This is a genomic window from Citrobacter portucalensis (assembly GCF_002042885.1).
GTDB lineage: Bacteria > Pseudomonadota > Gammaproteobacteria > Enterobacterales > Enterobacteriaceae > Citrobacter > Citrobacter portucalensis.
The window spans coordinates 148,737-161,414 of the sequence record NZ_MVFY01000008.1 but is presented as its reverse complement, the minus strand read 5'-3'; the positions used below and the strand labels follow the sequence as shown (position 1 = coordinate 161,414).

Here is a 12,678-nt window from a genome sequence, read left to right as displayed (position 1 = left end):
TATTGTAGAAATTAATCCCGTATAAACTGCGATCTCACCGTCTGATATTGAAACTTAGCGCCGCATCGCATGCGTGGCAGGGAATGTGTTACCATGCTTCGCTCAGTTAACCACCCGTAAAATCGACCATGAAATTTCCCGGTAAACGCAAATCCAAACACTATTTTCCCGTCAGCGCGCGCGATCCGTTGCTGCAACAAATTCAGCCAGAAAATGAAACCAGCGCAGCCTGGGTGGTGGGCATCGACCAGACGCTGGTGGATATTGAAGCCAAAGTGGATGATGACTTTGTAAAACGTTATGGATTAAGCGCCGGGCATTCTCTGGTGATTGCCGATGATGTCGCAGAAGCGCTCTACCAGGAACTGGTGCGTGAAAACTTGATCACCCATCAGTTTGCGGGCGGTACTATCGGTAACACGATGCACAACTACTCTGTACTGGCGGATGACCGCTCGGTGCTGCTGGGCGTGATGTGCAGCAATATCGAGATTGGCAGCTATGCGTACCGCTATTTATGCAATACCTCCAGCCGTACCGACCTGAACTACCTGCAAGGCGTTAACGGACCGATTGGCCGCTGCTTTACGCTGATTGGCGAGTCAGGTGAGCGTACCTTCGCAATCAGCCCTGGGCATATGAATAAGCTACGGGCGGATAGCATCCCTGAATCGGTGATTGCCGGAGCGTCCGCGCTGGTGCTGACGTCTTATCTGGTGCGCTGCGAACCGGGTGAGCCGATGCCGGAAGCGACCATGAAGGCGATTGAATACGCCAAAAAGCACAATGTGCCGGTGGTTCTGACCCTGGGCACCAAATTCGTCATTGCCGATAACCCGCAGTGGTGGCAGGCGTTCCTCAAAGAGCATGTCTCTATTCTGGCGATGAATGAAGAAGAGGCTGAAGCGCTGACCGGCGAAAACGACCCGCTGCTGGCGTCTGACAAGGCGCTGGATTGGGTGGATCTGGTGCTGTGCACTGCGGGTCCGGCGGGTCTGTATATGGCGGGCTTTACGGAAGAAGAAGTGAAACGTAAAACCCAGCATCCTCTGCTCCCTGGTGCTATTGCCGAATTTAATCAGTACGAATTCAGCCGCGCCATGCGCCATAAAGACTGTACCAATCCGCTGCGCGTGTATTCGCACATCGCACCGTATATGGGCGGACCTGAAAAGATAATGAACACCAACGGCGCAGGTGACGGCGCGCTGGCGGCATTGCTGCATGATATTACCGCCAACAGCTATCACCGCAGCAACGTGCCTAACTCCAGCAAGCACAAGTTCACCTGGCTGACCTATTCGTCGTTAGCCCAGGTGTGTAAGTATGCTAATCGCGTGAGTTATCAGGTGCTGAACCAGCATTCACCGCGCCTGACGCGCGGTTTGCCGGAACGTGAAGACAGTCTCGAAGAGTCGTACTGGGACCGTTAAATCTTGTATAGGCCGGATAAGCGATAACGCTATCCGGCACGGACATTAACTGGCCGTAGCAACTTCACCTGCAGGCGGCGTTTCAATCAGCTCCAGCATGGTGCGGGCGATTTCACGCTCACCCATGACGACCTGGTTGGCGCCGCGTTCGGTAATATATTCCACCTCATCGTCATAATGCGCGCGGGCGATAATCTCAATCGACGGGCATTTCTCACGTGCGGAAGCGACAATTTCACCCGCTTCATAACCATTGGGAATGGTCAGCAGCAGCCAGCGCGCGCAATCCAGATGCGCCAGATTCATAATCTCTTCGTTGGCGGCATTTCCCAGTACCGCGCGGATCCCACGCTCGCGCAGTTCATCCACCCGGGTACGTGAGGTTTCGATCACCACCAGCGGGATCCCCGCAGCCATCAATTTCTCACCCAGCAGGCTGCCGACGCGACCAAAGCCAACCAGTAAGGCATGATTGCAGATATCCACCGGAATTTGCTTCTCTTCTTCGATAGCCTCTTCCAGCGTCTGCTCCTCCAGCGTTTCTGTTTTGGCGAGGTATTTTTCTAACACCGCAAACAGCACCGGGTTGAGCATGATGGACAGGATTGCCCCGGCCAGCACCAGATTCTGTCCGGCCTGCGGCAGCAGGTTTAACGCCATTCCCAGACCCGCCAGGATAAAGGCAAATTCACCAATCTGCGCCAGGCTGGTGGCAATGGTGAGCGCCGTGCGTTGGGAGTGACCAAACAGGCGCACCAGGAAATAGGCTGCAAGGGATTTACCAAAGATGATAATCGCCAGCGTGCCCAGTACCGCCAACGGCTGCTGGATCAGAACTAACGGATCGAACAGCATCCCGACGGAAACGAAGAACAGCACGGCGAACGCATCGCGCAGCGGCAGAGTATCATGCGCCGCACGGTGGCTTAGTTCAGATTCATTCAGCACCATACCGGCGAAGAACGCGCCCAGCGCAAAGGAGACATCGAACAGCTCTACTGCGCCAAAGGCGATACCTAAGGCGAGGGCGAGGACTGAGAGGGTAAACAGTTCGCGTGAACCGGTTGCGGCGCTGCGGGCCATAATCCACGGTACCAGGCGACGACCCACCAGCATCATAATCGCGATAAACGCCACCACCTTACCGATGGTAATGCCCATATCGACGGCCAGCGAGGCGAAGCCGACGTCTTCTTTTTCCAGCATCCCGGCGACGGCTGGCAGGAGAACCAGCGTCAGCACCATCATCAGATCTTCGACAATCAACCAGCCAATGGCAATTTGCCCGCGCTGGCTGTCAATGAGCTGTCGTTCTTCAAGCGCGCGCAGTAGCACCACGGTACTGGCGGTTGAAAGACACAGACCAAACACGATCCCCACCATCAGCGACCAGCCTAATACGGCTGAAAGCGCCATACCCAGCAGCGTTGCCACTGCTATCTGGGCAATCGCGCCGGGAATGGCGATAGACTTTACCGCCATCAAATCCTTCAATGAAAAGTGCAGCCCCACGCCAAACATCAGCAGAATAACGCCAAGCTCGGCCAGCTCAGGCGCGAGCTTAGTATCAGCAACAAAACCAGGTGTAAATGGACCGGCCAGAACGCCCGCTAACAGATATCCCACCAGAGGAGAAATACGCAGTTTATTGGCAATCATGCCTAATATAAAAGCGAGCACAAGGCCGCCGACAATGGTGGTGATAAGCGGGGTGGCGTGATGCATTCCGTCTCCTTTGGTTGCTGTGATGATCCTGAAAACCCAAACTACGAGTAATAGTTTATGACAATTTTAATGTTTATGTTTATGAATAATTGTTGAATTTTGAAGAAAACGGGATTTTAAGCGTAAAAAAGCACGGATCGGAAAAGTACGGTGATATGTGAGAGGTAAAGGCTGATGGCTACTGCAAGTAATGACGGCCAAAATTTACTTTTGGCCGTCAGAAAATCAGGCTTTGTGTCGGTTATCAGGTAAGAATATGGTCAGTATCCCCAGAAGTGGCAGGAAAGCACATATTTTGTAGACCAAATCGATGCTGGTATGGTCGGCTATCAGCCCTAACACCGCGGCTCCCAAGCCGCCCATGCCGAAGGCAAAACCGAAAAATAGCCCAGAAACCATGCCGATACGCCCAGGAAGCAGCTCCTGCGCGTAGACCAAAATAGCAGAAAACGCCGATGCGAGGATAAAACCAATGATCACGGTTAAAATCCCGGTCCATTCCAGCGTTGCGTAGGGTAAAACGAGGGTAAATGGCGCAACGCCGAGGATAGACCCCCAAATAACATATTTTCTGCCAATTTTATCGCCTAATGGTCCGCCAATCACCGTCCCGGCCGCGACGGCAAACAGGAAGGCAAACAGGTGAAACTGGGCGTTTTGTACCGATAATCCGAATTTTTGCATCAGATAAAAGGTGTAATAGCTGCTGATGCTCGCCATATAGAAGTATTTGGAGAAAATCAGCACCAGCAGGATGCTTACCGCCAGCACCACTTTATTGCGCGGTAACGGATTGACGATGGCGACTTTCGGTTTTCCTTTACTCATCCGATGCTGCGCGGCATACCAACGGCTGATTTGTGCCAGGACGACAATCGCTAATAACGCAGCCAGAACAAACCAGGCCACATTACCCTTACCATATGGCGCGATGATGACAGCTGCCAGCAAGGGTCCCAGAGAGCTGCCGAAGTTGCCGCCAACCTGGAAAATTGACTGTGCCAGGCCGTGACGACCGCCGGAGGCCATGCGTGCCACGCGGGACGATTCCGGATGAAATACCGAAGAGCCGGTGCCAACCAGCGCCGCGGCGAGCAACACCATATGGAAGCTGCCGGCCATAGCCAGCAAAACAAGCCCGCTCAGCGTGAAGCACATCCCTATGGGCAGCGACCACGGCATCGGGTATTTGTCCGTCCAGTAACCCACCACCGGTTGCAGCAGCGAGGAAGCAAGCTGGAAGGTTAGGGTGATCATCCCGATCTGCATGAACGTTAGCGAGAACTCTGACTGCAATAGCGGATAAATCGCCAGGATCAGCGACTGAATCATATCGTTTAGCAGATGGGAGAGACTGATCGCTCCTAAAATGCCAAATGAGGTGCGTGCTTTAGCAACCGACGCTGACGCGCCAGCCACAGGCTGGGTTGGTTCACTTATTGCCATAGAAAGTCACTTCTGTTTGGGTTGCGATTATGAGGGTAATCTATTTTGTTATTATTACCTGACTAACATACCTGCGGAAGGTGTTTGAAGGAAGTCTCATTTCTGAAAACATTTTCGACTATTATTTCATATCATTGTAATTTCAGTCGTTGATTTTGGCTCAGGGAGAGAAATATGAAGTTTTTAAAACGGGGCGTGGCGCTGGCGTTATTAGCCGCATTTACGCTGGCAGGTCAGCCTGCACAAGCGTACGAAAAAGATAAAACCTACAAAATTACCATTCTGCATACCAACGATCATCACGGTCACTTCTGGCGCAGCGAATACGGAGAATACGGACTGGCGGCGCAAAAAACGCTGGTGGACGGTATTCGTAAAGAGGTGGCAGAGGAAGGGGGCAGCGTACTGCTGCTTTCCGGTGGCGACATTAATACCGGCGTACCGGAGTCCGATCTGCAGGATGCGGAACCTGATTTTCGTGGGATGAACCTGATTGGCTATGACGCGATGGCGGTCGGAAACCACGAGTTTGATAATCCCATGACCGTATTGCGTCAGCAGGAAAAATGGTCCAAATTCCCGTTTCTCTCGGCCAATATCTATCAGAAAAGCACTGGCGAGCGTTTGTTTAAGCCGTGGGCCCTCTTTAAGCGCCAGGATTTAAAAATTGCCGTACTCGGTTTAACCACCGACGATACGGCGAAAATAGGCAACCCCGAGTTCTTTACCGATATTGAGTTCCGTAAACCTGCTGATGAAGCCAAACTGGTTATCCAGGAACTGAATATGGGTGAAAAGCCAGACATCATTATCGCGACCACCCATATGGGACATTATGACAACGGCAACCACGGCTCGAACGCCCCTGGCGATGTCGAAATGGCGCGTAGCCTGCCGGCGGGATCGCTGGCGATGATTGTAGGTGGTCACTCGCAGGATCCGGTGTGTATGGCTTCAGAGAACAAGAAGCAGGTTGATTACGTACCGGGTACGCCGTGTGCGCCAGACAAGCAAAATGGGATCTGGATTGTGCAGGCACACGAGTGGGGGAAATATGTGGGCCGGGCGGACTTTGAGTTCCGTAACGGCGAAATGAAAATGGTCAACTACCAGCTCATACCCGTCAACCTGAAGAAAAAAGTGACTTGGGACAACGGTAAAAGTGAGCGCGTACTCTACACCCCGGAAATAGCTGAAAATCAGCAAATGCTCTCGCTGCTGACGCCGTTCCAGAATAAAGGTAAAGCGCAGCTCGACGTGAAAATAGGTAGCGTCAATGCGCGCCTCGAAGGCGACCGAAGCAAAGTCCGTTTCGTGCAGACCAACATGGGACATTTGCTGCTGGCTGCGCAAATGGCGCGAACCAGCGCTGATTTTGGCGTGATGAGCGGCGGTGGCATCCGTGATTCCATCGAAGGCGGCGATATCACTTATAAGAGCGTGCTGAAAGTACAGCCGTTCGGAAACATCGTGGTGTATGCCGACATGAGCGGGAAAGAGGTGATTGACTATCTGACCGCCGTGGCGCAAATGAAGCCGGACTCCGGGGCCTATCCACAGTTTGCCAACGTCAGCTTTGTGGCGAAAGACGGCAAGCTTAACGATTTGAAAATCAAGGGCGAACCCGTTGACCCAGCCAAAAACTATCGTATGGCAACGCTAAGCTTCAACGCAACCGGCGGCGATGGCTATCCGCGAATTGATAACAAACCAGGCTATGTGAATACCGGGTTTATTGATGCGGAAGTACTGAAAGAGTTTGTGCAGAAGAACTCACCGCTGGATGCCAGTGTGTATGAGCCGAGGGGTGAAGTTACCTGGCAGTAACAGGGCTATTTTGTTCGCCATTTTGAACGCGGGCAGTGCTCGGAATCCTCACGTACTACATGTACGCTCCGGTTCCTGCGCGCTGGCCGAGTCCAAACTGCCTTCACCAATAACGCCCTGTTGAGTATTCGGTTTGTAGGCCTTAAAGCTGCGCGCCATCAGGCAATCATTCTATAACCGCTTAATCGCGGCGTGCGATGTCGGCGAATTTCGCATCCAGAATTTTCGCCAGGTCGCCCGCTGCCAGTTCGATATCCAGCCCGCGTTTGCCGCCGGAAACATAAATGGTGTCAAACGTCTGGGCAGGGGCATCAATGAGCGTTGGCAATCTCTTTTTCTGTCCTAATGGGCTGATCCCCCCCACCAGATAACCGGTGGTTCGTTGCGCAACCATTGGATCGGCCATATCGACCTTTTTAGCCCCCAGAGCCTTAGCGACCTTTTTGAGATCCAGTTGACCGGCTACAGGCGTGACCGCAACTGCCAGATGCTTCATATCGCCATTCACGGCAACCAGCAGCGTTTTGTAGACCTGGTCCGCATTCAGACCTAACTTGCGTACCACTTCATCACCAAAGTTCGTCTCGGACGGATCGTGATCGTAGGTGTGGATCTGGAAAGAAATTTTGTTTTTTTCGAGTAATTTAACGGCGGGTGTCATAGCAATTTTCCTGGACCAGACAAAATACGACTCAAGCATACGCCTGATGTCTGTCTAAAAAATAGTACCATCTTGCGCAATAGTATTGGCAGGATGATGACTTTGAGCGACAATCGAACTACACCGATGCTTTAAGCATTGGGATCATAATAATGATGAAATTCCTCTTTGACGGGCCAATAGAAATATTGGCCATTTTTTTTACCGTAACATCTCCGGCAAATTTCCCTCTCCGTACAGATGTAGCGCGCCAACGGCCACGACGTAATGACCAGCAGGCATCGCCCTGAGCCGATCGCGCCAGGCTGTGTTGCGTTGATGCATCAATACGTCATACAACGACTGGCTAAAGGTATTGGGAAGCGCCAGTTCGCTATTGCGTGGCGGTGTTTTAAGCCACCAGCCCATCATCTGTTGCAACAATCTGGCATTGGTATGCCAGTGCGTCAGAGTATCGTCCAACAGAGCCAGTCCGTTATCAGGCAACTGACATAACAGCTCGATTTGACTGGATGCGCCTTCCAACTCGATAACGGGTTTATGCGCTTGTTTTGCCGCTTTCAGCAATTGGTAATCAATCCCGTATTCTGCCCGTAGACCCAACTGCTGTGCCTGTGTCGCCTGTAATACCATGGCGATTTGCCACAACGGCTGAGTAGATAACAGCAATGGGGAAATGCCCAGTTCGTTGGTGACTTTATGCAGGTTTTCTAACTGCTCCGGGCTGATACGTTCTTCGAGTGCGGCAAATGTAGGAAGGTTAGCAAACGGCGCGTCGTCACCGGAAACATCCGCTTCGACAATCAGCGCGTCGGCATGGTTGAGTTTTTTGAGTAATTTGGCAGGCAGAGGTGCCATATCGCGACTGCCCATGTGAATACTGCCAATCAGATGAAAATGGCGGTTGCCGGGCAATGAAATGTCGATGGCAGGCCAGGTATAGTGGTTGCCGCGTAGCGCGGTGAAAAATGTTTTTACCCGGTATAACAGATCCATACGACCTCCCTAAGTAGACTTTCATGCTAGCGCGAGGTCCGGGAAGGTGCAATGCGCGAATTGCCGGATGGCGACGCGAAATCGTCTTATCCAGCCTACAATGTTACCTGCACTTTGTAGGCCGGATAAGCGTGAGCGCCATGCGGCAGAGGGTTACTCTTTCGGTTTGAAGCGCAGCAGTCGGTTAGCGTTGCTCACCACAGTAATGGAGGAGAGCGCCATCGCCGCCCCGGCAACGACCGGATTCAGCAGTGTTCCGGTGAACGGCCACAGGATCCCCGCGGCAACGGGAATACCGATGCTGTTATAAATAAACGCGCCGACCAGGTTCTGCTTCATATTACGCAACGTTGCCCGGGAGATAGACAGTGCATCCGCAACACCCATCAGGCTATGGCGCATCAGCGTAATCGCGGCGGTTTCAATCGCTACATCGCTGCCGCCACCCATGGCAATCCCTACATCGGCCTGAGCCAGCGCAGGTGCATCGTTGATACCGTCACCCACCATGGCAACCTGACGCCCCTGGCTTTGCAGACGTTTAATCGCCTCGGCTTTACCGTCCGGCAGAACACCGGCAATCACCTCATCAATACCGGCTTCTTTGGCAATAGCGTTAGCCGTGGTCGGGTTGTCACCGGTAAGCATCACCAGACGATATCCGTTGCGGTGCAGGCGCTGAAGTGCTGCCACGCTGTCGCTACGCAGCGGATCACGCACCGCTAACAGAGCAGCCGCTTTACCATCAATCGCCAACAGGACCGGGGTTGAACCCTGGGATGCCTGAGCGGTGATTTCAGCTTCCATTTCAGTGGTATCTACCTGTTGCTCATTGAGCAGCGCCTGGTTGCCCAGCAGCAGCGTATGACCTTCCGTTTCACCGCTTACGCCTAAACCGCGCAGCGTACGGAAACCATTGACCTGTGGCAGCGTAACATCACCGGCTTTGTCCAGTATCGCTCTGGCCAGCGGGTGGCTGGATCCCTGTTCAAGGGCTGCTGCCAGACGAATTGCCAGTGCTTCATCGGTGTTGCCAAACGTTTTGATGGCGACAACCTGCGGTTTACCTTCAGTCAATGTCCCGGTTTTATCAAATACGACGGTGTCGAGCGTACTGGCACGCTGCAGCGCATCGGCATCACGTACCAGAACCCCAAACTCAGCGGCACGGCCCACACCAGAAATAATCGACATTGGTGTTGCCAGGCCCAGCGCACAAGGGCAGGCAATAATCAGTACGGTAGTGGCAATCACCAGCGTATAAACAATTTGTGGTGCCGGCCCGAAGAAATACCAGATTGCCGCACTCACCAGCGCAATGACGACGACGACCGGAACGAACACTGAGGAGATACGGTCGGCTAGTTTGCCAATCTCCGGTTTACTGCTTTGCGCCTGGCGCACCATACGAATAATGCGTGAAAGCGTGGTGTGGCTGCCAACGGCACTGGCGCGGAATAGCACGCTGCCGTCCTGTACGACCGTACCGGCGTGGACGCTATCGCCTTCGCCTTTTTGTTGCGGAATAGGCTCTCCGGTCAGCATGGCTTCATCCAGCCAGGCTTCGCCCTGAGTGATTTCGCCATCTACCGGAACGCGGTCACCGGTGGTCAGGCGCAGCAACATTCCCGCCTGAACGTCTGCCAGCGGCACGTTCTTTTCACCTTCGTCAGTAACAACACGCGCGGTCGGCGGCGTCAGATCGAGTAATTTTTCCAGTGCTTTGGACGAACGCTGGCGAGCCCGCGCTTCCAGCATGTGCCCGAGGTTAATCAGACCGATAATCATCGCACTGGCTTCATAATAGAGGTGTCGCGCTTCCATCGGGAACCATTGCGGCCAGAGGTTGACGCTCATGGAATAAAGCCATGCCACCCCCGTACCCAGCGCCACCAGCGTATCCATAGTCGCGGTGCCGTTCATCAGGCTTTTCCACGCGTTGCGGTAAAAATGACCGCCCGCGAAAACCATCACGGCAAGCGTTGCCAGACCAATCGTCAGCCACAGGCTGCGGTTGTCGGCAGTGACCATCATGTTTTCGCCAATCATTCCCCATACCATGACAGGGATACCCAACAGCAGCGCGACGGCCGCCTGCCAGCGAAAACGTTTCATGGTTGCTACGGCGGTTTCTTGCTGACGCTCGCGGCGCTTAACATCATCTTCAATGGCTTCTGCGCCGTAGCCCGCTTTTTCCACCGCTTTCACTAACTGGTCGGCGGACGCACTGCCCATTACCAGCGCAGTACGTTCCGCCAGGTTTACCCGTGCCTGCGTGACACCCGGTACGCTTTGCAGAGCATCTTGTACGCGGATAACACAGCTGGCGCAGCTCATGCCGTTTAACAGCAACTGTTGGCTGTCATCATCAGCCGTAGCTGCCGGAAGCTCGGAAGGGACCGCTGCCAGTGCTTCCGACGGGATTGATGACTCCGTCAGCGGTTTAGCCTTTGGGTGGCTTAACTCCGCGCCGTAACCGGCTTGTTTGATGGTTTCAATCAGCGCTTCAGCACTAGCGCTCCCGGTGATGTGCGCTTCAGTCACAGTGACATCCGCTTGCTCAACGTCCGGGCGTTGCTCCAGACTTTCTTTAACGCGTTTTACGCAGTGACCACAGGACAAGCCGTCCAGGGTTAGATCGATTGTTTGAGACATAACCAACTCCTTTATTGCAGGATTAACTGACTGTGATAAAGGTTAAACCTTCCATCTAGGGGAAGGTCAAGGGAGTTTTTAGAAAAGGTGCAAAAAGGGCGTAAAGGAAGAAAAACGGGAACGTCAGGTCAGCACGTTCCCGGTCTGTTATTGATTGAGAACGATAAGCGGCGTTCGATGCTGCGGTTCATTCATCACCGTGAGATCGGCGCCGTACAGTGCATTTAGTGACGATTGCTGCAGAACATCCTGCGGACGACCGTTATCAACTATCCTGCCGCGTTCCATTAATACAACGCGGTCAGCATAGCGCGCCGCAAGGTTGAGATCGTGCAGGACGCAGCAGACGCTGAACTGTCGTTCACCTACCAGACGACGCAGCAGACGAAAAAGATGCTGTTGGTGGTGAATATCCAGGGCGGAGGTGGGTTCATCGAGAAACAACCATTTTGGCCTGGGTTCGGGCTCCCAAAGTTGAACCAGCAGACGCGCCAACTGTACCCGCTGTTGTTCTCCTCCCGACAGGTGCCGGTAATCGCGCGCGGCCAGCGCCTGGCAGTCACACAACGTCATGATGTGCTCCGTTTCATCGCCCGTGTTGCGCGTACGATACGGATGCCTGCCCATGCGGATGACCTCCTGCACGCTAAACGGGAAGGCCATATGACTGTTCTGGCGCATCACGGCACGGGTTTTTGCCAGCTCGGTGATTGACCACTCGTTCAGCGGCTTGCCAAACAAGCTACAACGCCCGCTGTGGGGCTGCAGATAGCCCGTAAGCTGGCGAAGCAGCGTCGATTTTCCGGCCCCATTCGGGCCAAGAATCGCGATGATTTCTCCATCAGGTAGCGTCACGGAAACGTCATCGGTCAGTCGTCTGCCCTGAATGTGGTAGACCAGATTTTCAGCGACGATCATGACATCCTCCGGCTACGCAGTATTAACCACAGGAAATACGGTCCACCGATCAGGCTGGTTAACAGACCAACGGGCATTTCGGCAGGCTGAACAAGTGTGCGGGCCAGCGTGTCGGCAATCAGAAGTAAACAGGCACCGGCCAACGTAGAGCAAGGAATCAACCAGCGATGATCGGCGCCGGTAGTCATTCTGATCAGATGCGGGATCACCAGGCCAATAAAGCCAATCACGCCGCTGACGGAAACGGCAGCGCCAACCAGTAGCGAGCTGAGCAACAGTAACTGCTGGCGCTTACGTTTGACGTTTACGCCGAGGTAATGCGCCTCTTCATCACCCAACTGCAGCAAATTAAGCGTTCCCGCCATACAGACGGTGACTGCAATGGCTGGAAGAACAAACGTGCTGGCAACCAGCAGCGTTGGCCACTGGGCCTGGCCGAGATTCCCCATCATCCACAGCGTAAGTTGACGTAGCTGCTGTTCGTCGCCCACATAGCTCAGCACACCAATAGCCGAACCGCACAGAGCATTGATAGCGATACCTGCTAACAGTAGTTGCATCATTCCGCCGTGGTTATGACGCTGACTTATCAGGAAAATAATCGTGCAGACCACCATGCTGCCCGCGACGGCAAAAATCATCTGCTCATACAACACCAGCACTACGGGGAAGGAAAATGGGATAACTATCGCGATGCCGACCATCAGCGCGGAGCCGCTGCTGACGCCAAGCAGGCCGGGATCGGCCATTGGATTGCGAAAAAGTCCCTGCATAATGACCCCTGCCGTAGCCAGCGCAGCACCGACCAAAACGGCCAGCAGTACGCGGGGCAGGCGGATGTTCAACCAGATATCTCGGTATTCGTCGTTGAACAGGGCGCTGAAGCTAATGTTCAACGCCCCCTGGCTGGCACCGAACAGCATCAGAGCGACCAGCAAGAGAGAAAGGCCCGTCAGAATGCTGACGGAAGAAAGCGAGTCCTTAAGCACGCAACGCTCCATAACGTCTTTGCGGCGC

The 12,678-nt window shown here is 53.8% G+C and carries 9 protein-coding genes; 2 read left to right on the top strand and 7 right to left on the bottom strand.

Annotation, left to right across the window (positions count from 1 at the left end; translation table 11 throughout):
* Positions 1–128 precede the first annotated feature (128 nt).
* A complete protein-coding gene (gsk, locus tag BZK40_RS13935) occupies positions 129–1,433 on the top strand; it encodes an inosine/guanosine kinase (RefSeq protein WP_003021781.1) in 1,305 nt (434 codons plus the stop codon).
* Positions 1,434–1,478: 45 nt separating this feature from the next.
* Here gsk and ybaL read toward each other — a convergent pair whose 3' ends face one another.
* Together ybaL and fsr are read right to left on the bottom strand one after the other, a co-directional pair.
* Complete coding sequence (gene ybaL, locus BZK40_RS13930; protein ID WP_003021783.1) at positions 1,479–3,158, bottom strand: YbaL family putative K(+) efflux transporter; 1,680 nt, start codon at positions 3,156–3,158, stop codon at positions 1,479–1,481.
* Between the two features lie 225 nt (positions 3,159–3,383).
* Positions 3,384–4,604, bottom strand: a complete 1,221-nt coding sequence (fsr, locus tag BZK40_RS13925) for a fosmidomycin MFS transporter (RefSeq protein ID WP_003021788.1) — start codon at positions 4,602–4,604, stop codon at positions 3,384–3,386.
* A 174-nt stretch (positions 4,605–4,778) separates the two neighbouring features.
* On the opposite strand from fsr, the gene ushA reads away from it, so the two are divergent.
* Complete coding sequence (gene ushA / locus BZK40_RS13920; RefSeq protein ID WP_079934840.1) at positions 4,779–6,431, top strand: bifunctional UDP-sugar hydrolase/5'-nucleotidase UshA; 1,653 nt, start codon at positions 4,779–4,781, stop codon at positions 6,429–6,431.
* Positions 6,432–6,612: 181 nt separating this feature from the next.
* On the opposite strand, the gene ybaK is transcribed toward ushA, so the two are convergent.
* From ybaK to BZK40_RS13895, 5 genes are all read right to left on the bottom strand, one after another.
* Positions 6,613–7,092, bottom strand: coding sequence for a Cys-tRNA(Pro)/Cys-tRNA(Cys) deacylase YbaK (ybaK, locus tag BZK40_RS13915; RefSeq protein WP_003831056.1), 480 nt, complete (start codon positions 7,090–7,092; stop codon positions 6,613–6,615).
* 201 nt (positions 7,093–7,293) lie between these two features.
* Positions 7,294–8,088: a TraB/GumN family protein gene (locus BZK40_RS13910; RefSeq protein ID WP_071445848.1), complete on the bottom strand. Its 795-nt coding sequence runs from the start codon at positions 8,086–8,088 to the stop codon at positions 7,294–7,296.
* 153 nt (positions 8,089–8,241) lie between these two features.
* Complete coding sequence (copA, locus tag BZK40_RS13905; protein ID WP_032942557.1) at positions 8,242–10,743, bottom strand: copper-exporting P-type ATPase CopA; 2,502 nt, start codon at positions 10,741–10,743, stop codon at positions 8,242–8,244.
* A gap of 147 nt (positions 10,744–10,890) precedes the next feature.
* Entirely contained in the window at positions 10,891–11,661 is a 771-nt protein-coding gene (locus BZK40_RS13900; RefSeq protein WP_048235959.1) for a heme ABC transporter ATP-binding protein, read from the bottom strand.
* Positions 11,658–12,650 carry a FecCD family ABC transporter permease gene (locus BZK40_RS13895; protein WP_048235958.1) on the bottom strand — a complete coding sequence of 331 codons (993 nt, stop codon included), beginning with the start codon at positions 12,648–12,650 and terminating at the stop codon, positions 11,658–11,660. The genes BZK40_RS13900 and BZK40_RS13895 overlap by 4 nt, the downstream gene beginning before the upstream one ends.
* Positions 12,651–12,678: the final 28 nt, after the last annotated feature.